Origin of the sequence: Nocardioides caricicola (assembly GCF_039541135.1) — a bacterium.
GTDB lineage: Bacteria > Actinomycetota > Actinomycetes > Propionibacteriales > Nocardioidaceae > Nocardioides > Nocardioides caricicola.
The window spans coordinates 16,056-36,446 of the sequence record NZ_BAABFQ010000004.1 but is presented as its reverse complement, the minus strand read 5'-3'; the positions used below and the strand labels follow the sequence as shown (position 1 = coordinate 36,446).

Annotated in this window: 21 protein-coding genes and 1 tRNA gene; 16 read left to right on the top strand and 6 right to left on the bottom strand. The window is 71.7% G+C overall.

Translation table 11 applies throughout. The features are described 5' to 3' along the window. Window positions 1-4: 4 nt before the first annotated feature. The 7 genes from rhaS (at window position 5) to ABD875_RS07245 (ending at window position 9,569) form a co-directional block, all read left to right on the top strand. Window positions 5-1,036 carry a rhamnose ABC transporter substrate-binding protein gene (rhaS, locus tag ABD875_RS07275; RefSeq protein ID WP_345172790.1) on the top strand — a complete coding sequence of 344 codons (1,032 nt, stop codon included), beginning with the start codon at window positions 5-7 and terminating at the stop codon, window positions 1,034-1,036. Between the two features lie 201 nt (window positions 1,037-1,237). Further along, a complete protein-coding gene (locus tag ABD875_RS07270; protein WP_345172787.1) occupies window positions 1,238-1,591 on the top strand; it encodes an L-rhamnose mutarotase in 354 nt (117 codons plus the stop codon). A 6-nt stretch (window positions 1,592-1,597) separates the two neighbouring features. Continuing rightward, complete coding sequence (gene rhaI / locus ABD875_RS07265; protein WP_345172783.1) at window positions 1,598-2,761, top strand: L-rhamnose isomerase; 1,164 nt, start codon at window positions 1,598-1,600, stop codon at window positions 2,759-2,761. Between the two features lie 3 nt (window positions 2,762-2,764). Further along, complete coding sequence (locus ABD875_RS07260; RefSeq protein WP_345172780.1) at window positions 2,765-4,810, top strand: bifunctional aldolase/short-chain dehydrogenase; 2,046 nt, start codon at window positions 2,765-2,767, stop codon at window positions 4,808-4,810. A gap of 124 nt (window positions 4,811-4,934) precedes the next feature. Further along, window positions 4,935-6,410, top strand: coding sequence for a rhamnulokinase (locus ABD875_RS07255; RefSeq protein WP_345172777.1), 1,476 nt, complete (start codon window positions 4,935-4,937; stop codon window positions 6,408-6,410). Next, window positions 6,407-7,639 carry an alpha-hydroxy acid oxidase gene (locus ABD875_RS07250; protein ID WP_345172775.1) on the top strand — a complete coding sequence of 411 codons (1,233 nt, stop codon included), beginning with the start codon at window positions 6,407-6,409 and terminating at the stop codon, window positions 7,637-7,639. Before ABD875_RS07255 ends, ABD875_RS07250 begins: the two co-directional genes overlap by 4 nt. A gap of 55 nt (window positions 7,640-7,694) precedes the next feature. Then, window positions 7,695-9,569: a CocE/NonD family hydrolase gene (locus ABD875_RS07245; protein ID WP_345172773.1), complete on the top strand. Its 1,875-nt coding sequence runs from the start codon at window positions 7,695-7,697 to the stop codon at window positions 9,567-9,569. Here ABD875_RS07245 and ABD875_RS07240 read toward each other — a convergent pair. Next, on the bottom strand, window positions 9,566-9,985 hold the full coding sequence (locus ABD875_RS07240; RefSeq protein ID WP_345172771.1) for a MarR family winged helix-turn-helix transcriptional regulator: 420 nt from the start codon (window positions 9,983-9,985) through the stop codon (window positions 9,566-9,568). The genes ABD875_RS07245 and ABD875_RS07240 overlap by 4 nt on opposite strands. A gap of 98 nt (window positions 9,986-10,083) precedes the next feature. Here ABD875_RS07240 and ABD875_RS07235 point away from each other — a divergent pair, with 98 nt between their 5' ends. Both ABD875_RS07235 and ABD875_RS07230 read left to right on the top strand, forming a co-directional pair. Beyond that, window positions 10,084-10,662, top strand: coding sequence for a TIGR03086 family metal-binding protein (locus ABD875_RS07235; RefSeq protein ID WP_345172770.1), 579 nt, complete (start codon window positions 10,084-10,086; stop codon window positions 10,660-10,662). A gap of 42 nt (window positions 10,663-10,704) precedes the next feature. After that, window positions 10,705-10,792, top strand: a tRNA-Ser gene (locus ABD875_RS07230). Window positions 10,793-10,876: 84 nt separating this feature from the next. On the opposite strand, the gene ABD875_RS07225 is transcribed toward ABD875_RS07230, so the two are convergent. Continuing rightward, a complete protein-coding gene (locus ABD875_RS07225; protein ID WP_345172768.1) occupies window positions 10,877-11,056 on the bottom strand; it encodes a hypothetical protein in 180 nt (59 codons plus the stop codon). 97 nt (window positions 11,057-11,153) lie between these two features. On the opposite strand from ABD875_RS07225, the gene ABD875_RS07220 reads away from it, so the two are divergent. The 5 genes from ABD875_RS07220 (at window position 11,154) to ABD875_RS07200 (ending at window position 14,703) form a co-directional block, all read left to right on the top strand. Beyond that, on the top strand, window positions 11,154-11,870 hold the full coding sequence (locus ABD875_RS07220; protein ID WP_345172766.1) for a hypothetical protein: 717 nt from the start codon (window positions 11,154-11,156) through the stop codon (window positions 11,868-11,870). Between the two features lie 495 nt (window positions 11,871-12,365). Beyond that, complete coding sequence (locus ABD875_RS07215; RefSeq protein WP_345172764.1) at window positions 12,366-13,256, top strand: hypothetical protein; 891 nt, start codon at window positions 12,366-12,368, stop codon at window positions 13,254-13,256. A gap of 9 nt (window positions 13,257-13,265) precedes the next feature. Beyond that, a complete protein-coding gene (locus ABD875_RS07210) occupies window positions 13,266-13,391 on the top strand; it encodes a hypothetical protein (protein WP_345172762.1) in 126 nt (41 codons plus the stop codon). Window positions 13,392-13,417: 26 nt separating this feature from the next. Continuing rightward, complete coding sequence (locus ABD875_RS07205) at window positions 13,418-13,945, top strand: gamma carbonic anhydrase family protein (RefSeq protein WP_345172760.1); 528 nt, start codon at window positions 13,418-13,420, stop codon at window positions 13,943-13,945. Then, complete coding sequence (locus ABD875_RS07200) at window positions 13,942-14,703, top strand: crotonase/enoyl-CoA hydratase family protein (protein ID WP_345172758.1); 762 nt, start codon at window positions 13,942-13,944, stop codon at window positions 14,701-14,703. The genes ABD875_RS07205 and ABD875_RS07200 overlap by 4 nt, the downstream gene beginning before the upstream one ends. Here ABD875_RS07200 and ABD875_RS07195 read toward each other — a convergent pair. After that, window positions 14,700-15,026: a hypothetical protein gene (locus ABD875_RS07195; RefSeq protein WP_345172756.1), complete on the bottom strand. Its 327-nt coding sequence runs from the start codon at window positions 15,024-15,026 to the stop codon at window positions 14,700-14,702. The two genes, ABD875_RS07200 and ABD875_RS07195, sit on opposite strands and share 4 nt — an antisense overlap. A 77-nt stretch (window positions 15,027-15,103) precedes the next feature. Here ABD875_RS07195 and ABD875_RS07190 point away from each other — a divergent pair, with 77 nt between their 5' ends. Together ABD875_RS07190 and ABD875_RS07185 are read left to right on the top strand one after the other, a co-directional pair. After that, window positions 15,104-16,006, top strand: a complete 903-nt coding sequence (locus ABD875_RS07190) for an AAA family ATPase (protein ID WP_345172754.1) — start codon at window positions 15,104-15,106, stop codon at window positions 16,004-16,006. Beyond that, complete coding sequence (locus tag ABD875_RS07185) at window positions 16,003-17,379, top strand: vWA domain-containing protein (protein WP_345172752.1); 1,377 nt, start codon at window positions 16,003-16,005, stop codon at window positions 17,377-17,379. The genes ABD875_RS07190 and ABD875_RS07185 overlap by 4 nt, the downstream gene beginning before the upstream one ends. On the opposite strand, the gene ABD875_RS07180 is transcribed toward ABD875_RS07185, so the two are convergent. From ABD875_RS07180 to ABD875_RS07170, 3 genes are read right to left on the bottom strand one after another with little or no spacing between them, the layout of a single operon-like run. Then, window positions 17,376-18,860 carry a hypothetical protein gene (locus tag ABD875_RS07180; RefSeq protein ID WP_345172749.1) on the bottom strand — a complete coding sequence of 495 codons (1,485 nt, stop codon included), beginning with the start codon at window positions 18,858-18,860 and terminating at the stop codon, window positions 17,376-17,378. The genes ABD875_RS07185 and ABD875_RS07180 overlap by 4 nt on opposite strands. Further along, window positions 18,860-19,159 (bottom strand): putative T7SS-secreted protein, encoded by a 300-nt coding sequence (locus ABD875_RS07175; protein WP_345172747.1) that lies wholly within the window; start codon window positions 19,157-19,159, stop codon window positions 18,860-18,862. The genes ABD875_RS07180 and ABD875_RS07175 overlap by 1 nt, the downstream gene beginning before the upstream one ends. A 60-nt stretch (window positions 19,160-19,219) precedes the next feature. After that, window positions 19,220-20,389: a pyridoxal phosphate-dependent aminotransferase gene (locus ABD875_RS07170; protein WP_345172745.1), complete on the bottom strand. Its 1,170-nt coding sequence runs from the start codon at window positions 20,387-20,389 to the stop codon at window positions 19,220-19,222. Between the last annotated feature and the right edge of the window lie 2 nt (window positions 20,390-20,391).

The window sequence follows — 20,391 nt, the reverse complement described above, 5'->3', positions numbered from 1 at the left end:
CACCATGAAGATCCGGAACGGGCGCATCTCCGCCCTCGCCGCGCTGGCGCTCGCCGCCAGCATGGCGCTGACCGCGTGCGGCAGCGACTCCGAAGGCGGCGACAGCGGCGACGGTGGTGGCGGCGACGTCGCGATCACGATGCTGCCGAAGAACCTCGGCAACCCGTACTTCGACACGAGCACGGCCGGCGCCGAGAAGGCCGCCGACGAGTTCGGTGGCTCGATCGACGAGGTCGGCCCGGACGCCGCGTCCCCGGACGCGCAGGTCCCGTTCATCAACACCGCCGCCCAGCAGGGCGTCGACGCGCTCATCGTCTCGGCCAACGACCCGGAGGCGCTCTGCGACGCGCTCGACGAGGCCAGCTCGGCCGGAACCAAGATCGTCACGTTCGACTCCGACACCAACCCGGAGTGCCGCGACCTCTACATCAACCAGGCCACCTCCGAGGGCATCGCCAAGGCCCAGGTCGACCTGATCGCCGAGCAGATCGGTGACGAGGGCGAGATCGCCATCCTCTCCGCCGCGGCGAACGCCACGAACCAGAACGCCTGGATCGAGATGATGGAGAAGGAGCTCGCCGACAACCACCCGAACATCGAGCTCGTCGACACGGTGTACGGCGACGACGACGACCAGACGTCGTTCGACAAGACCGCGGCCCTGCTGCAGTCCCACCCGAACCTCAAGGGCATCATCTCGCCGACCACGGTCGGCATCGCGGCGGCGGCTCGCTACCTGTCGACCTCGGAGTACAAGGGCAAGGTCGCGCTGACCGGCCTCGGCACCCCGAACCAGATGCGTGACTACGTCAAGGACGGCACCGTCACCGCGTTCGCGCTCTGGAACCCGGGCGACCTCGGCTACCTGGCGGCCTACGCCGCCCAGGCCCTGGTCGACGGCGACATCTCCGGCGAGGAGGGCGACACCTTCGAGGCCGGCGACCTCGGCGAGTTCACCGTCGGCGCCGACGGCGTCGTGCTCCTCGGTGACCCGTTCGTGTTCGACAAGTCGAACATCGACGACTTCGACTTCTGAGCGCCCATCTCACGGAGCTCGCTCCGGGAGATGACCAGGCGCCAGGTTGAGGACGCCCGTCTCGAAACCCAGTCGCCCAGTTGTCGAGAACCCCGCAATACCCGCTGCCGGCCGGCGCCCGCTCCGTCACCACCACCACGGTGCCGGCCGGCAGCACCACCACAGATCACCCCACCCGACTCCGCACGGAAGGCCGGATCGATGCCGCGCGTCTGCTTCCAGCTCCAGGTCAAGCCCGACCGGATCGAGGAGTACAAGGTCCGCCACGCCGCGGTCTGGCCGGAGATGCTCCGGGCGCTGCACGAGACCGGGTGGCACAACTACTCGCTGTTCCTGCGCGAGGACGGTCTCCTCATCGGCTACTTCGAGACCCCCGACTCGGTCGCGGCCGCCCAGGCCGGGATGGCCGCCACCGCGGTCAACGCCCGCTGGCAGGCCGAGATGGGGGAGTTCTTCGAGGAGCTCGACGGCCAGGCCCCCGACGAGGGGTTCCTGGTCCTGGAGGAGGTCTTCCACCTGGAGGACCAGCTCACCCGCACCGACTCAGAGAAGTGACCTGACATGAAGACGTTCAGCGAGATCGCCCCGCTCCTGGAGGGCCAGGCGATCGAGGTGCCCTCGTGGGCGTACGGCAACTCCGGGACCCGCTTCAAGGTGTTCGGGACCCCCGGGACCCCGCGCACCGTGGAGGAGAAGGTCGCCGACGCCGCGACCGTGCACCGGTTCACCGGCCTCGCGCCCTCGGTCGCGCTGCACATCCCGTGGGACCTGCACGACGACTACACCGCGCTGCGCCGGTACGCCGAGGACCTCGGCATCCGGCTCGGGACGATCAACTCCAACACGTTCCAGGACGACGACTACAAGCTCGGCGCCCTGACCCACACCGACCCGAAGATCCGGCAGAAGGCGATCGACCACCACTTCGAGTGCATCGACGTCATGAACGCCACCGGGTCGCGCGACCTGAAGATCTGGCTGGCCGAGGGCACGAACTACCCGGGCCAGGGCGACATGCGTGGCCGCCAGGACCGCCTGGCCGAGAGCCTCCGCACGATCTACGACCGGCTGTCGGAGGACCAGCGGCTGGTGCTGGAGTACAAGTTCTTCGAGCCGGCGTTCTACCACACCGACGTCCCGGACTGGGGTACGTCGTACGTGCAGGTGGCCGCCCTCGGCGAGCGCGCCGTCGTGTGCCTCGACACGGGCCACCACGCGCCGGGCACGAACATCGAGTTCATCGTCGCCCAGCTGATCCGGCTCGGGAAGCTCGGCTCGTTCGACTTCAACAGCCGCTTCTACGCCGACGACGACCTCATCGTCGGGGCGGCCGACCCGTTCCAGCTGTTCCGGATCCTCTTCGAGTGCATCCGCGGTGGCGCGTACGGCCCGGACAGCGACGTGGCCTACATGCTCGACCAGTGCCACAACATCGAGAAGAAGATCCCCGGCCAGATCCGGTCGGTCCTCAACGTGCAGGAGATGACGGCGCGCGCGCTGCTCGTCGACCGTGACGCGCTGACCGCGGCCCAGGATAGCGGCGACGTGCTGCTCGCCAACGAGATCTTCATGGACGCCTTCTACACCGACGTACGAGCCGACCTCGCCGCCTGGCGCGAGGGCCGGGGCCTGCCCGCGAACCCGATGCGGGCCTACCTCGAGAGCGGCTACCAGGAGCAGATCGAGGCGGACCGCGTGGGCGGTACGCAGGCAGGATGGAACTGAACGATGAGCACGCCCGCCACGAATGCAGCTCAGGAGCTGATCGCCCGGTCCAACCGGCTGGGCGCGGACCCGAAGAACACCAACTATGCCGGGGGCAACACCTCCGCGAAGGGCACCGAGACCGACCCGGTCACCGGTGAGCCGGTCGAGCTCGTCTGGGTGAAGGGCTCCGGGGGCGACCTCGGCACCCTGAAGGAGTCCGGCCTCGCCGTGCTCCGCCTGGACCGGATGCGCGCGCTGGTCGACGTCTACCCGGGCATCGACCGCGAGGACGAGATGGTCGCGGCGTTCGACTACTGCCTGCACGGCAAGGGCGGCGCCGCACCGTCGATCGACACCGCGATGCACGGCCTCGTCGACTCCGCCCACGTCGACCACCTGCACCCCGACAGCGGCATCGCGATCGCGACCGCCGCCGACGGCGAGGCGCTGACGCAGAAGATCTTCGGCGACAAGGTCGTGTGGGTGCCGTGGCGCCGCCCCGGCTTCCAGCTCGGCCTCGACATCGCCGCGATCAAGGAGCAGAACCCGAAGGCGATCGGTTGCATCCTCGGCGGTCACGGCATCACCGCGTGGGGCGACACCAGCGAGAAGTGCGAGAAGAACTCGCTCTGGATCATCCGGACCGCCGAGAAGTACATCAAGGCGAACTCCAAGAAGGAGCCCTTCGGCCCGCGCGTGAAGAAGTGGGAGCCGCTCAGCCCCGCCAAGCGCCGCGCCCGCGCCGCCGAGCTCGCCCCCACCCTGCGCGGCGTCGCGTCGAAGGACCGCCCGATGGTCGGCCACTTCACCGACGACAAGGTCGTGCTCGACTTCCTCGCCAGCCGCAACCACCCCCGCCTGGCCGAGCTCGGCACCTCGTGCCCGGACCACTTCCTGCGCACCAAGGTGAAGCCGATGGTCGTCGACCTCCCGGCCGACGCCCCGCTGGAGAAGGTCAAGGCCCGGGTCGCCGAGCTGCACGAGGCCTACCGCGCCGACTACGCCGGCTACTACGACCGCAACAAGGTGAAGGGCTCGCCCGCGATGCGCGGGGCCGACCCGCTGATCATCCTGGTGCCCGGCGTCGGCATGTTCTCGTACGGCGCGAACAAGCAGACCGCCCGCGTCGCCGGCGAGTTCTACGTCAACGCGATCAACGTGATGCGGGGCGCGGAGGGCCTGTCGACGTACGCCCCGATCGACGAGTCGGAGAAGTTCCGCATCGAGTACTGGGCGCTCGAGGAGGCCAAGCTCCAGCGGATGCCGAAGCCGAAGCCGCTCGCCACGCGCGTCGCGCTCGTCACCGGTGCCGCGTCCGGCATCGGCCGGGCCACGGCGGAGAAGCTCGCCGCCGAGGGCGCGTGCGTCGTCATCGCGGACCTCTCGCTGGAGAAGGCGCAGGCCGCGGCCGCCGAGATCGGCGGTCCGGACGTCGCCGTCGGCGTCCAGGTCGACGTGTCCGACGCCGCGGCGGTGCAGGCGATGGTGGACGAGGCGGTGCTCGCGTTCGGTGGCGTCGACCTCGTCGTCAACAACGCCGGCCTGTCGCTGTCGCGCTCGCTGCTCGAGACCACCGAGCGGGACTGGGACCTCCAGCACGACGTGATGGCCAAGGGCTCGTTCCTCGTCGCCCAGGCGGCGGCCCGCGCGATGATCGACCAGGGGATGGGCGGCGACATCGTCTACATCTCCTCGAAGAACTCGATCTTCGCCGGACCCAACAACGTCGCGTACGGCGCGGCCAAGGCCGACCAGGCCCACCAGGTCCGGCTGCTCGCGGCCGAGCTCGGCGAGCACGGCATCAAGGTCAACGGCGTGAACCCCGACGGCGTCGTCCAGGGCTCGGGGATCTTCTCCAGCGGCTGGGGCGCCAACCGCGCGGCGGTCTACGGCGTGAAGGAGAAGGACCTGGGCAAGTTCTACGCGCAGCGCACCATCCTCAAGCGCGAGGTGCTGCCGGAGAACATCGCCAACGCGGTCTTCGTCCTCTGCTCGGCTGAGCTCAGCCACACGACGGGCCTGCACATCCCGGTCGACGCGGGCGTGGCGGCGGCCTTCCTGCGATGACCGAACACGGCAGGGGTGGTTTCGAGGCTCGCTTCGCTCGCACCTCAACCACCGTCTCGGTGGTTGAGGTGCGAGGAGCGCCAGCGACGAGCCTCGAAACCACCACACCGAACGGATCCATCCGATGACTGAGCCCATCCGCGTCGCCGCGGTCGACCTCGGGGCCACCAGCGGCCGCGTCATGGCCTGCCGGGTCGGCGCGCGGACGCTGCACCTCGAGGAGCTGCACCGGTTCCCGAACGGCGCCGTCCCCGTGCACGGTGGCCTGTTCTGGGACGTCCTCGGCATCCACCGCGAGGTGCTCGCCGGCGTCCGCGAGGTCGCCCGCACCGGGCACCTCGACGGCATCGGCATCGACTCGTGGGCGATCGACTACGGCCTGCTCGGTGCCGGCGGCCGGCTGCTCGGCAACCCCCGCAGTCACCGGGACCGGCGCACGGACGGGGTACCGGAGCAGGTGCGGCGTACCGTCTCGGACGCGGAGCTGTACGGCATCACCGGCCTGCAGCAGCTGCAGTTCAACACGATCTACCAGCTCGTCTCCGAGGGGTCGTTCGACGGCGTGGAGCGGCTGCTGCTGCTCCCGGACCTGCTGACCTACTGGCTGACCGGCGAGGTCGGTGCCGAGCGCACCAACGCCTCCACGACCGGTCTCTACGACGTTCGCGCGCGCGACTGGTCACTCGACCTGACCAAGCGGCTCGGACTGCCCGGCGCGGTCCTGCCGGCGCTGCGCGAACCCGGGTCTGTGGTGGGCCCGGTGCTGGCCGAGGTGGCGGAGTACGTCGGCGTCGCCGGCGTACCCGTCATCGCGGTCGGCTCGCACGACACGGCGTCCGCGGTGGTCGCGGTCCCCGCGGAGGAGGAGTCGTTCGCGTACATCTCCTCGGGCACGTGGTCGCTCGTCGGGCTCGAGCTGGAGTCGCCGGTGCTCACGGAGGCGGCCCGTGTCGCGAACTTCACCAACGAGGGCGGCGTCGACGGCACCATCCGGTTCCTGAAGAACGTGATGGGGCTGTGGGTGCTCTCGGAGTCGGTGCGCACGTGGGCCGACAAGCGGCTCCGGGACGTGACGCTCCCGGGCCTGCTCGCCGGCGCGACCGAGGCGCCCGCGCTGCGCACGGTCATCGACATCGACGACCCGCGGCTGTTGACGCCGGGTGACATGCCCGCGCGGGTCCAGCAGCTCGCCCAGGAGGCCGGTGAGCCGATCCCGCGCACGCCGGTCGCGATCACGCGCTGCATCGTGGACAGCCTGGTGCTCGCCTACCGGCGCAACATCCGCACCGCCGCCGAGCTCGCGGGGCGTGACGTCGACGTCGTCCACCTGGTCGGCGGCGGCTCGCAGAACGCGCTGCTGTGCCAGCTCACCGCCGACGCCCTGGGCGTCCCCGTGCTCGCCGGGCCGGCCGAGGCGGCCGCGCTCGGCAACGGACTCGTGCAGGCCCGCGCTCTCGGGGCGGACCTGCCCGACCTCGGCGCGATGCGCGCGCTGATCCGGCGCACGCACGACGTGCGCCGCTTCGAGCCTCGTCCGGGGCTCGACTGGGACGCCGCCGAGTCGCGCGTCGCCGCCCGACGTGATGGAGTTGACCGATGAAGCGGCAAGCGCCCAAGCCCCGTGACCTGCGGCCCCTGCTGAAGTTCAAGAAGCCGACGATGTCGGGGCGCAAGCGGCGGCTCGCCGCGGCGCTGACCCTGGACGACCTACGGGTCATCGCGAAGCGGCGTACGCCCAAGGCGGCGTTCGACTACACCGACGGCGCAGCCGACGGCGAGGTGTCGCTGGCGCGGGCGCGGGAGGCGTTCGCGGACGTGCAGTTCAACCCCGCGATCCTGCGGGACGTGTCGACGGTGGACACCTCGCGGGTCGTGCTCGGCGAGCGCGTCGCGTGGCCGTTCGGCATCGCGCCGACCGGGTTCACCCGGATGATGCACGCCGAGGGCGAGGTCGCCGGGGCGCAGGCGGCGGCTGCCGCCGGGATCCCGTTCTCCCTCTCCACGATGGGCACGACGTCGATCGAGGACGTCGCCGCGGCGGCGCCCGGTGGGCGGCACTGGTTCCAGCTCTACATGTGGAAGGACCGCGACCGGTCGATGGCGCTGGTCGACCGGGCCGCGAAGGCCGGGTACGACACCCTCCTGGTGACGGTGGACGTCCCCGTGGCCGGCGCGCGGCTGCGCGACGTGCGCAACGGCATGACGATCCCGCCCACCCTGACCCCGCGCACGGTCCTCAACGCGATCCCGCGGCCGGAGTGGTGGTGGAACTTCCTCACCACCGAGCCGCTGGCGTTCGCCTCGCTCGACGCCTGGTCGGGCACGGTCGCCGACCTGCTGGACACGATGTTCGACCCCACGGTGACGTACGCCGACCTGGCCTGGATCAAGGAGCAGTGGCCCGGCAAGGTCGTGGTCAAGGGCGTGCAGACCGTCGACGACGCCCGGCGGCTCGCCGACGCGGGCGTGGACGCCGTGCTGCTGTCGAACCACGGCGGCCGCCAGCTCGACCGGGCACCGGTGCCGTTCCACCTGCTGCCCGAGGTGGTCAAGGCGGTCGGGTCCGAGGTGGAGGTGCACCTCGACACGGGGATCATGTCCGGCCAGGACATCGTCGCCGCGCTCGCGCACGGCGCGACGTTCACGCTGGTCGGGCGCGCATACCTCTACGGCCTGATGGCCGGCGGCCGTCCCGGCGTGGACCGGATGATCGAGATCCTCACCGGCCAGATCACCCGCACCATGCGGCTGCTCGGCGTTGCGTCGCTGGACGAGCTCAACCCGGAGCACGTCACGCAGCTGGTGCGCTGGGGGCCGCGCCCGATCTGATCGAGCCCCCTGGGAAGACGCGTAACCCGGCGTTACAAGATCTCGTTGGTCCGGCATGAGCCACCGGATCCTGACCCGTGTCGCTGCCGCGCTCGTCGCCGGGCTCCTCGTGAGCCCGCTCCCGACGCTCGCCTCCTCGGGTCCGGCCCACAGCGCCGCGCCGCAGTCGACGACCGGCTGGGAGCCGCGTCCGGCCCTCTACCCGAGCACGGTCAAGCAGACCGACCTGGCGATCCCGATGTCGGACGGCACGGTGCTGCGCGGCGACCTCGAGCTGCCCGCGGACGCCGACGGCAACCCGGTCGACAAGCGGTTCCCGGTGATCGTCACGATCACGGCCTACAACAAGTCGGCCGGCAGCTTCAGCGGCGGCCTGACCGGTGGCAGCCCCAGCTACCTCGTGCAGCGCGGCTACGCCCAGCTCACGGTCGACGCCCGCGGCACCGGCAGCTCCGAGGGCAGGTGGGCCGCGTTCGACCGGCGCGAGGACCGCGACGCCGGAGAGATCGTGGAGTGGGCGCACTCGCGCCAGCGACCGTGGAGCAACGGCCGGGTCGGCATGAGCGGGCCTTCGTATCTCGGGATCAGCCAGATCTTCGCGGCCGGCGCCCGGCCGAAGGGGCTCAAGGCGATCTTCCCGCAGGTGCCGGCGTACGACGTCTACCGCGACGTGGTCGCCTCCGGCGGCGCCATCGACGTCGGCTTCATCCCGCTGTGGCTCGGCCTGGTGACCGGCACCGGGATCATCCCGCCGGCGGTGACGGCGACCGACCCGGAGTCGGGCTTCGGCGCGCTCGTCGACCACCTGGGCGCGGCGGCGACGTTCACGCTCCCGCTGATGCTGGAGGCCGTGACCGGCGGCGACGCGGCGTACGACGGGAAGTTCTACCGCGACCGCTCCCCGGAGCGGGTCATCGACAAGGTGCAGGTGCCGACGTTCCTCGTCGGCGGGGAGTTCGACATCTTCCAGCGCGGCACGCCGCTGCTGTTCGAGAACCTCCAGCGCCGCGGGGTGCCGGTGAAGATGATCATCGGCCCGTGGGACCACCTCGAGGGCTCTGCGGCCACCGACATCGGTGACGCCGGGTACGGCAGCCTGAGCGAGCTGCAGCTGCGCTGGTTCGACCGCTACGTGCGCGGCGTCCCCGACCCGACGCTGGACTCCGACATCGCGCCGATCACGTACTACGAGCAGGGCAGCGGCGAGTGGACCCACGCGAAGCGCTGGATGGGCGAGCAGCACGCCGAGTCGTTCCGGCTCACCGGCTCGGCCGCCGCGGGCGGCGGGATCGGCGTCCTGACGCAGGGCGAGGTCGAGGACGGCCGCGCGTACGTCCCGCCGGTGCCGGTCTCGGGGCTGTGCACCCGCTCGGCCAGCCAGTGGACGGCCGGGCTGCCGCAGGCGCTGCTCGCCGACCTGCCGTGCTGGACGGACAACGCGCCGAACGACAAGACCGGCGTGGTCTTCCAGACCGAGCCGCTGACCGAGCCGCTGCGGCTGCGCGGTCCGATCAACGCGCGGCTGTACACCTCGTCCCCGAGCGGGGACGGGATGCTCTCGGTGTCGGTCTCCGACGTCGCACCCGACGGCACCGTCACCCGGCTGACCGGGGGCTGGCAGGTCATCTCGCACCGCGCGCTCGACCGGAGCCGCACCCGGTACCTCGACGGCGAGATCGTCCAGCCGTACCACCCGTTCACGCGGGCGGCGAAGAAGCCGCTGGGCGCCGGGGAGATCGCGCCGGTCGACGTCGAGATCTTCCCGACGGCGGCGCAGATCGCGCCCGGCCACCGGCTGCGCATCGCGATCCAGGCGTTCGACGTGCCGCACCTGCTGCCGAACGCCACCGACCTGCCGGGCGCGCTGACCGTGCTCAAGATCCACGCCGGCGACGACTACCCGTCGGCCCTGACCGTCCCGGCCCTCTAGACGAGCCTGCGGAGCAGCTCCTCCAGGCGCCGGCGGTCGCGGGCGGGCAGCGCCTGGACGAGGTGGCGGCGTACGGCGTCGGCGTGGACCGGCCGCGCTCGCGCGGTCGCGGCGCGGCCCATGGTCGTCAGGCGCACCTCCGCGCCGCCGGGCACCTCCGCGCGGGAGACGAGCCCCCGCTCGGCCATCCGGCGCAGGTGATGTGACAACCGGCTGCGGTGCCAGCCGGTGATGGCGCACAGCTCGCTCTGGCGGAGCACCCCACCCGCGGACTCCTGTAGACGTGTCAACACCTCGAAGTCCGGCTCGGACAGGCCGGTGGCCGCAGTGACTTCCGTGCTGACCTGGGACAACGCGTCGGAAGCGGCCCGCCACGCGTCCCAGAGGGACTGCTCCTCGGCGGTCAGTGGCTGCACCAGGGCATCCTAGCCGCGCTCGTTGTCACGTCAACACTTCCGACGTTGTCGTGTCAACGGTGGCGATGAGTTTTCCACGCTCAGGCGGTCGTCCCGGCATGGAGACCATCGACTTCACCCCTGCCACGAGCGCGGTCGCCCGCCTGGTGCGCGGCGTCCGCGACGACCAGCTGGGCGCGCCGACCCCGTGCCCGGCGTACTCGGTCGGCGACCTCCTCGACCACCTCGGCGGCCTGGCGATCGCGTTCCGGGACGCCGCCACGAAGGACACGCCTCCCGGCGGCGCCCAGGCGCAGGCCGACGGCTCGAACCTCGGGGACGGCTGGCGCGACCGGATCGCCGCCGACCTGGACGCGCTCGCCGTCGCGTGGCGCGACCCGGCGGCGTACGCCGGGATGACCATGGCCGGCCCGATCGAGATGCCGGGCGAGGTCGCCGCCCTGGTCGCGCTGGACGAGGTCGTCGTGCACGGCTGGGACCTCGCCCGGGCCACCGGGCAGGACTATGCGCCGGATGACGCGTCTGTGCGGGCCAGCCTGGGGTTCGCGCAGAGCTTCGAGGTGCCCGAGGGCGTGACCGACGGCCCGTTCGGGCCGCCCGTCGCCGTGCCCGACGACGCCCCGGCCCTCGACCGGCTGGCCGGGGCCACCGGACGCGACCCGGGCTGGACCCCCTGACCGATTTCTCGACCGCCGAGGCCCTCCGGTAATCTCTCCGGCGGTGGCGTGTCCGAGCGGCCGAAGGTGCAACACTCGAAATGTTGTGTGGGGAAACCCACCGAGGGTTCAAATCCCTCCGCCACCGCCATGAGAACCCCCGGGGAGCGTGAGCTCCCGGGGGTTCTCTGCACTGAAGCCCCGGCCCGGAGGGGCGTCGGCCGCGGGGCGAGCCTTACGTGTGGGGGTTGTCCTTCCAGTTCGACTGGTCGGTCCCGTCCACGGCGCCGCTCGGCCCGTTCGACTCGACGAGCCGAATCTGCGCTGCTTGTAGGTCGCCGTTGATGCCGTGGAAGGGGTTGGCAAGGGTGATCGTCGATGGACCGTTGTTGCACCCGTCGTTGTCGAAGTTCATGTTCTCCCGGAAAGAGACGACCCCGTCGGTGTACCTGAAATAGATCCACAGGTAGGCTCCGTCGCCATCCCCGTCGGGATCCCCTCCACATCGATCTGTGACAGTGCTGGTCCAGGTGATCGTGTCTTTATCGATGAATGTGATTGACCCAGTTGCGGTTGCGTATCCGTCGTCACCATCGCGGTCCGGCGTCTGCAGGTCGAAACTCTGCGCGGCGTGTGCTTCCGACGGCCAAGAACCAACCGACTACACATCGAGCGCCTTCAGTCCGCCCGACGGCCAGCTCGGCAGCTGGACTATTCATTACTTGAATGGCTCGGGCCAGAAGGTCTACAACACGTCGGCAAAGGGTGCCACCTGGTGGGATGCGCAATGTCCTGGGAGTGACGGCGGCGACCGCTACAACCACGTCAAGGAGTACCCGCGGGCAAAGTTGCACTCGCGGATGGTTGGCACAGACGCCATCCTCTACTGCGGCATGACGGGAGATGAGGGGACAGAGCACGCCTTCGGGCTGAGGCATCTGCGCGAGGGCCACCAGCGCCAATTTGCGAAGTACGCGGCTTGGGAAGGTCGCGACTGGGGAAGTTTCATGAATTGGACCGTCTGGCATGCAATCGCCGAGCCTAACAACGTCACGAATCAGTCTGCGACGCGCTTCTGCTACGAGAAGCAGTACATCTGGACTAACCCCAACGGCACGCAGGTAAAGCGGACTGTGGCTGTCATCCTCGGTGAAACTGGGAGGCGGGTCATGAGTGCGTGGCCGCGAACGAACGGAAGTTTCACCTGCAAGGGAAACCCGATCTTGTAATGCCGGAGTTTGACGATGTTTGAGGGGACCGCTGCGGGTCGACGGTCAGCCGACTTTCGCGAATGGTTGCCGTCGGCCAATGAGTTGTGGACCGCTTTTGTCGCACATGTCAACTTCTGGCTCGGGGAAGCGGGGCCGGATCTCGTCCAAGTTGACTTTGGGCCGGCTGAGTTTCGCGAACTCTTGGTTATCAGAGCCGCGCGCGCGTGGCCCACTGTTCCGACTAAACCGGTCTTGCTCCACCACCTCGATTGGCAAGGAATCGACGACATGTTGCAGGAGGCCATTGACTCTGGCTACCCGTGGCTGGGAATTCGGGGCGACCGGATAGTCGGATTGCAGGAACCGAGCGGATCGGCCTGGCCAGCGTTGGGTGATGACGAACCGGGACTTGGCGTTTGGTCGACGGACAATCCCGCTGCGGCGGCAACCTCGCGCAAGTCGCCCGAAACGGGGGACTGACGCCACTCGCCGCGCGGTCTAGCGTGACTCGGCGTGACCGGATCGCGGAGATCGCTCGCGTCGTTGGCCGTCCTGGCGCTCGTCGCCGCCCCGCTCACCGCGTGTGGCAGTGACGGCGAGATCTCGTTGCCGACGCCCACCGGGTCGGTCACCTTCTCGCCCACACGGACGCCGTCGCTCCCGTCGTTGCCGACCCGCACGCCCAGCGAGACGCCGTCCGAGACACCTCCGGCGAGCGAGAGTCCCTCCGAGACGCCCACGGGGACGCCCACGGAGGAGCCGCCGCCGAGCGAGACGCCCACGCCGACGCCGACCGAGACGGTGACGGTCACCGAGACGCCCACTCCCACGGAGTCGCCCACGCCGACCGAGACGCCGACCCCCACCGAGTCCCCGACCCCGTCCGGCACCGCGTCCGACACCGCGGACCCGGAGGACGCTGACGAGGCCGACGAGGCCGAGGCGGACGACGAGGAGCACCCCGCGCCGGCTTGGGTGTGGTGGCTGCTGGGCCTGCTGCTGCTCGCGGCCGCGATCGGGATCCCGCTGTACCTCATGCGGAAGCGCCGGGGCCGGTGGAGCGACGACCTCGGCGCGGCCGAGGCCGACCTGGTCTGGCTGGCGCGCACCCACCTGCCCGACCTGCGCCTGAGGGCCGACTCGCCGGAGCGCGTCGTCGGCGCGTGGGAGGTCGCCGGCGAGGGACGGGCGAGCGCCGCGGAGGACCACCTCACCGCGCTGGAGGCCTCCGCGCCGAACGACGACGCCGCCGCGCGGGCCAGGGCGCTGCGCGACGCCGTCCGCGCCGCGCGGGGCCGGCTCACCGGGCTGCAGGCCATGACCGGCCCCGCGGCCGTCGTCGCCGCGCTCGACGCGGCGATCGGCGATCTCGAGACCGCGCTCGACCGGCCGCCCCCGGCGTAGGCTGGGGGCGTGCGGACCCAGGAAGAGCGCGACGAGCAGACGCTGGGCATCGCCATGCTGGTCATGGGCTTCGGAGGGTGCCTGCTGCTGTTCTTCCTCGGCCTCGCCCTCATCGAGGCCCTCGCCGGCCGCTGAGGTCCGCGGGGGTGTGGAATGGCCCCATGCCGAGCTTCGAGTTCGAGGGCAAGCGACCCTCCGTCCACCCCGAGGCGTTCGTCGCGCCGACCGCCACCCTGATCGGTGACGTGACCGTCGAGAAGGGCGCCAGCGTCTGGTACGGCGCGGTCCTGCGCGCCGACATCTGCACGATCGTGGTCCGCGAGGGGGCGAACGTGCAGGACAACTCGGTCCTCCACGCGGCGCCGGGCGAGACGCTGGTGATCGGGCGCAACGCCACCGTCGGCCACGGCTGCGTCGTGCACTGCGCCGAGGTGGGCGAGCAGGCGCTGGTCGGCAACGGCTCCACGCTGCTCGACCACGCCACGGTCGGCCGGCGCACGCTGGTCGCCGCGGGCTCGGTCGTCACCCCGGGCACCCAGCTCCCGGGCGGGATGGTCGTCGCGGGCATCCCCGCCAAGCCGACCAAGCCGATCGACGGCACCTCCTCGGAGTTCTGGGTCGAGCAGAACCCGCCGTACTACCAGGAGCTCGCGCAGCGGCACCGCGACGGAGCCAAGGAAGTCTCGTGAGCGTACGCGTCGAGGTCGACGGTCCGGTCACGACCGTCGTCGTCGACCGTCCAGAGGCGCGCAACGCGGTCGACGGTCCGACCGCGGCCGCCCTGGCCGACGCGTTCCGCGCCTTCGACGCCGACCCGGAGCAGCGGGTCGCGGTCCTGTACGGCGACGGCGGCACGTTCTGCGCCGGCGCGGACCTCAAGGCGATCGGCACCGAGCGGGGCAACCAGGTGAGCGCGGAAGGCGATGGGCCGATGGGGCCGACCCGGATGCGCCTCTCGAAGCCGGTGATCGCCGCGATCGAGGGGTACGCCGTGGCCGGCGGGCTGGAGCTCGCGCTCTGGTGCGACCTGCGGGTGGCCTCGGGCGACGCCGTGCTGGGCGTGTTCTGCCGGCGCTGGGGCGTCCCGCTCATCGACGGCGGCACCGTGCGCCTGCCGCGGCTGATCGGCGAGAGCCGGGCGATGGACCTGATCCTCACCGGCCGCCCCGTCGACGCCTGGGACGCGGAGCGGATGGGCCTGGTCAACCGCGTCGTCCCCGTCGGCACCGCGCGCGCCGAGGCCGAGGCCCTCGCGCACGCGATCGCGGAGCTGCCCCAGGAGTGCCTGCGCCAGGATCGGCTCTCGGTGCTGGAGCAGGCCGGTCTCACCGAGCCCGAGGCGATGGCCAACGAGCTGCGGCACGGGATGGTGTCGCTCGACGCCGGTGCGCTCGAGGGCGCGGCCCGATTCGCCGCAGGCGAGGGCCGGCACGGGAGCTCGGCCTAGGCGGGCGGCTCGTCCAGGCAGACCGCGATCAACGAGGCCGCGCCACGCTCGGTGTAGACCCGCCAACCGGTGTCGAAGTCCACGAACCGGAGGCGTCCGTCGGGTGAGCGCACCACCGCGGACAACGGCTGCTCTCCGGCCCCGAAGCCGGTCGTGGAGCAGGCGTGCGCGTCGAGCATCCGGAAGGCCCGCGCCGAGGTCTGGTCGGCCGGCGGCGCGGTGGGCGTCGGCGCCAGCACGCTGAGCGCCAGCAGGGTGCCGGTGACCACGACCTTGGCGCCCCAGACGGCCACACGGGCGGGGCGGGTCGGTCGCAGTGGCATCGGTCCTCCAAGCGGTCGACCACCCAACGAGCAGGACGCCCGGGAGGTGACGCCCCCGGATGGGTGAGGATGGGGGCATGCCGCAGCCGAACCCCTGGTTCTCCTCGCCCGCCGACGCCGTCGACCGGCTCGCCGCGTCGGGCTACCTCGCCGACCCCGCCACCGCGACCACGGCCTACCTGGCGGGCGCCCTGGAGAAGCCGCTGCTGGTCGAGGGCCCGGCCGGCGTCGGCAAGACCGAGCTGGCCAAGGCGGTCGCGCGGGTGACCGGGGCCGACCTGGTGCGGCTGCAGTGCTACGAGGGCCTCGACGAGGCGCGGGCGCTGTACGAGTGGAACTACAAGAAGCAGCTCCTCTCCATCCAGGCCTCTGCGGCCGCAAAGCAAGCCGCGAACGGAGGTGCTACGTCGAATGGAGACCTCCGAGACCACGAGATCTTCACCGACGAGTTCCTGCTCACCCGTCCGCTGCTGACCGCGATCCGGCGCGAGGACCCCACGGTGCTGCTCATCGACGAGGTCGACAAGACCGACGTCGAGGTCGAGGGGCTGCTGCTCGAGGTGCTCTCCGACTTCCAGGTCACGATCCCCGAGCTGGGCACCGTCGCCGCCGTACGCCGTCCGTTCGTGGTGCTCACCTCGAACGCGACCCGTGAGCTGTCCGAGGCGGTCAAGCGGCGCTGCCTCTACCTCCACCTCGAGTACCCCGACGCCGAGCGGGAGCGCGAGATCGTCACCTCCCAGGTGCCCGACCTCGAGGACCGCGTCGCCGCCCAGCTCGTCGCCACGATCGGGAAGCTGCGCGACCTCGACCTGAAGAAGGCGCCCTCGATCGCCGAGTCCGTCGACTGGGCGCGCACCCTGGTCGCGCTCGAGATCGGCGAGCTCGACGACAAGGCGGTCACCGACACCCTCGGCGTCGTCCTCAAGCACGCCTCCGACCAGGAGCGCGCGATCAAGGAGCTGCGACTCAAGGCATGACCTCCGGACTCGTCGACCGCCACATCTCCTTCCTGGAGGCGCTGCGCGCCGCCGGGATGTCGGTGTCGCTCGCCGAGGACCTGGACGCGGTCGCCGCGCTGTCGGCGGTCGGGTGGGACCAGCGCGAGACCGTCCGGACGGCGTACGCCGCCACGCTGCTCAAGAAGCAGTCGCAGCGCCCGACGTTCGACGCGCTGTTCGACCTCTACTTCCCGCGCATGGTCGGCGACGGCGTCGCCCGCGGGCAGGACGCCGACCCCGACGCGGACCCGGGCGTCCAGGACAACGCCCAGGCGCTCTCGGAGTTCCGCGACCAGGTCGTCGACGCGCTCGCCGAGGGCGAGCGCCAGGCGATGCTCGACGTGGCCGCGGAGATGCTCGCGCGCTTCGGCGCGATGCCCGGCCGCGGGCCGGGGCTGTCCTCGTGGTCGGCCTACACGGCGCTCCAACGGGTCTCCCCGCAGGAGCTGGTGGACCGGATCGCGCAGGCACTGCTCGGCGAGGGCCGTCTGGAGGACGCCCGGGTGGAGGCCCGGCGCCGGGTCGGCGAGCTGACCGGCCTGGTCGAGGCGGACGCCCGTCGCCGGATCGCGGAGGAGAAGGGTCCCGAGCACGTCGCGAACGTCGCGATCCGCCCCACCATCGACCGGCTCGACTTCATGGCCGCGCGGCGCACCGACCTGGAGGAGATGCGGCGCGAGATCTACCCCCTCGCGCGCCGGCTCGCGACGCGGCTCACCCAGGAGCACCACGCGCGACGCCGCGGCCCGCTCGACTTCCGGCGTACGGTCCGCGCCTCACTCTCCACCGGTGGCGTCCCCCTGGTCACGCACCACAAGCCGAAGCGGCCGCACCGCACCGAGCTGGTCGTGCTCTGCGACGTGAGCGGCTCGGTGGCGAACTTCGCGCAGTTCACGCTGCTGCTCGTCTACGCGCTGCGCGACCAGTTCGAGAAGGTCAGGGCGTTCACGTTCATCGACCACGTGCACGAGGTGACCCACCACTTCCGCCCGGGCGCCGACCCGGTCGACGTGATGGCCGACCTCGCCGCGAGCACCGCCCACGCGGCGCTCTGGGGCCGCACCAACTACGGGCGGGCGCTGACGAAGTTCGAGGAGCAGTACGCCGACGCGCTCGGCCCGAAGTCCTCGCTGCTGATCCTCGGCGACGCCCGCTCCAACTACGCCGACCTGCAGCTCGACGTGCTCAAGCGGCTCGCCGGGTCCGCCCGGCACGCCTGGTGGCTCAACCCCGAGCACCGCCGGCACTGGGACACCGGCGACTCCGCGGCGACCAGGTACGGCGACGTGGTGCCGATGGTGGAGTGCCGCAACCTCACCCAGCTCGGTGAGTTCGTGCACGACATCCTCTAGTCGAGGAACCCCAGCTCCCGCAGGCGGTCCACCGCCTCGCGGATCGCCTGGTGGCTCGCGGCATCGGCGGCCCGGGCACCGTCGACGTACATCCGCGGGCCCTGCGCGCCGCCGTCGAAGACGACGGTCAGCCGGTTGTCCGCGCCCGCGTTGACCAGCGAGCCGAGCAGGGCGACCGGGTCGGTGCGCACCTCCAGCGACAGCACCCGGGTGTGGTCGGGGATCCGGGGGACCAGCGCGGACGGTGCCCCGACCGTCACGACCTGGTCCACGACGAACGGGCCGTGCCCGTCGCGGACCGCGATGTCGACCGCGGTGGCCCCGCCCTGGCCGGCGCCGACCAGCGTCACCCGGGCCGGCTCGTCCCCGCCGCCGACGGCGTTCTCCAGGGCGCGGGTGACCAGGTCGGCGTACCCGTGATGGTCGCCGCTGACCAGCCGCAGCCGCGGGCCGTTGCCGAGCGGGCCGGGCAGGTAGGCGACGTAGCGTCGCGGCCCGACCTCGTGCACCGCGACCGGCTCGGAGGTCGCCGCGAGCGTCGTGATGAGGTCCTCGAGGCCGTGCGGCCGCTCGTGCGGCAGCGTCGCGGGGACGGGTACGTCGGGGGGCTGCTCCACGAGCTCGCCCGCCACGTCGCGCAGCGCCGACCCGAGGTCGGTCGGGAAGACCTCGGCGCCCGCCGCGCGCAGCCCGCCGCGGGCCGCCGACGACCACGCCTCGCCGACGGGGACGCCGGCGGTGAGCAGCGACCGCATCCGGAGGCCGTCGAGCAGCCCGCCGCCGCTGGCCACGTGGTCCATCAGCTCGGGGTTGCTCGCGGCCAGCTCGTCGAGGTACGCCGCGACCCCGTCGCGGTCGAGCGCGTCGGTCTCGATCAGCCCGGCCGAGACGATCGCCCCGCCGAGCGCGACCTCGGGTGCGAGGTAGCCGATCGCGCGGGCCGCGATCGAGCCGAGCGTGCGGTAGGCGGCGTCCTGGAGCTCGTCGATCCAGAGGTAGGTCTGCACGGTGGCGCGCACGATCAGCGCGTCGGCGTCGAGCTCGACCGACCGGGTGAGCAGGCCGTGCGGGCCGGTGGTCGCGCCGCGGACGTCCCCCTCGAGCCGGGTGTACGTCGTGGCGGCCAGCCTCCGGTCGACCTGGTCGAGGTACGCCTCGGCGGCGGCATCGCCGACCTCGAGCGCGACGAGCGCGGCCCGGACGAGGACCGCGTCCGCCTCCCAGGCGCACGACTCGACCAGCACCCCGTCGCGCCCCGTCGTCGCCGCGAGGACCGCGGCCTCGGCCTCGGCGAACGTGAGCGGTGAGAGGGGCGCCGAGGCGAGCAGGTCCGGATCGGTCATCGTCGAGGCGCCGAGGCCGGACCAGGCGCGCAGCTCGCTGCCGGCGTCGTCGAACGTGGCGGCCAGCGCGCGGATCGCGTCGTACACCGCCGCGACGCCGCCGACCCCACCGGTGACGCCGGTGATGTCCGCGGACATCAGCCGATCCCCACGGCGTCGAGCAGCGAGCCGACGGCGTCGCCGGCCAGGCCCTTCACGTGGTCGACCCGGCCGGCGTGCCGGTCGAGCGCCTCGGCGGCGTCCTCGTGCAGCAGGGCGGTACGCCGCAGTGCCGCGGCCCGGTGCCGCACGGCGGCGCGCATCGCGTCCGCCGCGAGGCCCTCCCACGGCACCTGGTCGGCGCTCACGGCGAGCCGGCCGGCCAGCGCCCGGATGTCCTCGGCGCGCTCGCGCAGGTCGGCGGCCAGGGCCCGGATCCGCGTGGTGTCTCCCAACATCACATCCCCCTTCGGTGATCGGTCACCGCAGGGTCGCCGGGCGGCGGATGTGGAGAAACGTCAGCGGTCGAGCGCTGTGGAGAGCCGCGCGAGCGACTCCTCGATCACCGCGCCCGGCCCCGCGAAGCTGAGCCGGACGAACCGGTGGCCGTCCACGGTGTCGAAGTCGACACCGGGGGCCATCGCGACGCCGGTGGTGGCCAGCATCCGGTGGCAGAACGCCATCGTGTCGTCGGTGAGGTGCCCGACGTCGGCGTACACGTAGAACGCGCCGTCGGCGGGGGCGAGCTCGGTGATGCCGATCCGCGGCAGCCCGTCGAGGAGCAGCCGGCGGTTGCCGGCGTACCGCCGCACGTGACCGTCGAGCTCGTCGTAGGACGCGTCGCTGAACGCCGCGAGGCACGCGTGCTGCGCGATCACCGGGGGACAGATCGTGAAGTTGCCGGTGAGGATGTCGACCGCGCGGCGCAGCCGGTCGGGGACGAGCATCCAGCCGATCCGCCAGCCGGTCATCGAGAAGTACTTCGAGAAGCTGGAGAACACCACCGCCTCGCGGCTGGTCTCCCAGGCACTGCGCGCCAGGTGCGGTTCGGCGTACTCGATGCCGTGGTAGATCTCGTCGCTGATCAGCTGGATCTGCTGCTGCTCGCAGTACGCCGCCAGCGCAGCGAGCTCGCTCGGGAGCAGCATGGTGCCCGTCGGGTTGGCCGGGCTCGCGACCACGAGGCCCTTGATGTCCTCGAGCTCGGCGAGCTGGTCGACCGTGGGCTGGAAGCGCGTCTCGGGGCCGGTCGGGATCTCCACGACCTCGCAGCCGAGCGCGGTCAGCACGTTGCGGTAGCAGGGGTAGCCGGGGCGGGCCATCGCGACGCGGTCGCCCACCTCGAACGCCGCGAGGAACGCGAGCAGGAACCCGCCGCTGCTGCCGGTCGTCACCACGACCTCGTCCGGGTCGACGTCGATCCCGTGGGCCCGCTTGTGGTGCCCCGCGATCGCCTCCCGCAGCTCGAGGATCCCGGCCGCCGGGGTGTAGCCGAGCGGGTCGGTCCCGTCGAGCAGCCGCTTCGCCTCCTCGCGCACCGGCGCGGGCGCGCCCGTCATCGGCTGACCGGCCAGCAGGTTGAGCATGTCGCCGTGTGTGCGCTGCCGCTGCGTCGCCGCCGCCAGCAGGTCCATCACGTGGAACGGCGGCACGTTCGCCCGGCTGGCCACCTGGAAGCGGTCGGTCATGG

Coding starts and splice junctions, on each gene's coding strand:
- rhaS (WP_345172790.1), top strand. CDS start 5: ATGAAGATCCGGAACGGGCGCATCTCCGCCCTCGCCGCGCTGGCGCTC.
- ABD875_RS07270 (WP_345172787.1), top strand. CDS start 1,238: ATGCCGCGCGTCTGCTTCCAGCTCCAGGTCAAGCCCGACCGGATCGAG.
- rhaI (WP_345172783.1), top strand. CDS start 1,598: ATGAAGACGTTCAGCGAGATCGCCCCGCTCCTGGAGGGCCAGGCGATC.
- ABD875_RS07260 (WP_345172780.1), top strand. CDS start 2,765: ATGAGCACGCCCGCCACGAATGCAGCTCAGGAGCTGATCGCCCGGTCC.
- ABD875_RS07255 (WP_345172777.1), top strand. CDS start 4,935: ATGACTGAGCCCATCCGCGTCGCCGCGGTCGACCTCGGGGCCACCAGC.
- ABD875_RS07250 (WP_345172775.1), top strand. CDS start 6,407: ATGAAGCGGCAAGCGCCCAAGCCCCGTGACCTGCGGCCCCTGCTGAAG.
- ABD875_RS07245 (WP_345172773.1), top strand. CDS start 7,695: ATGAGCCACCGGATCCTGACCCGTGTCGCTGCCGCGCTCGTCGCCGGG.
- ABD875_RS07235 (WP_345172770.1), top strand. CDS start 10,084: ATGGAGACCATCGACTTCACCCCTGCCACGAGCGCGGTCGCCCGCCTG.
- ABD875_RS07225 (WP_345172768.1), bottom strand. CDS start 11,056: ATGAACTTCGACAACGACGGGTGCAACAACGGTCCATCGACGATCACC.
- ABD875_RS07205 (WP_345172760.1), top strand. CDS start 13,418: ATGCCGAGCTTCGAGTTCGAGGGCAAGCGACCCTCCGTCCACCCCGAG.
- ABD875_RS07195 (WP_345172756.1), bottom strand. CDS start 15,026: ATGCCACTGCGACCGACCCGCCCCGCCCGTGTGGCCGTCTGGGGCGCC.
- ABD875_RS07190 (WP_345172754.1), top strand. CDS start 15,104: ATGCCGCAGCCGAACCCCTGGTTCTCCTCGCCCGCCGACGCCGTCGAC.
- ABD875_RS07185 (WP_345172752.1), top strand. CDS start 16,003: ATGACCTCCGGACTCGTCGACCGCCACATCTCCTTCCTGGAGGCGCTG.
- ABD875_RS07180 (WP_345172749.1), bottom strand. CDS start 18,860: ATGTCCGCGGACATCACCGGCGTCACCGGTGGGGTCGGCGGCGTCGCG.
- ABD875_RS07175 (WP_345172747.1), bottom strand. CDS start 19,159: ATGTTGGGAGACACCACGCGGATCCGGGCCCTGGCCGCCGACCTGCGC.
- ABD875_RS07170 (WP_345172745.1), bottom strand. CDS start 20,389: ATGACCGACCGCTTCCAGGTGGCCAGCCGGGCGAACGTGCCGCCGTTC.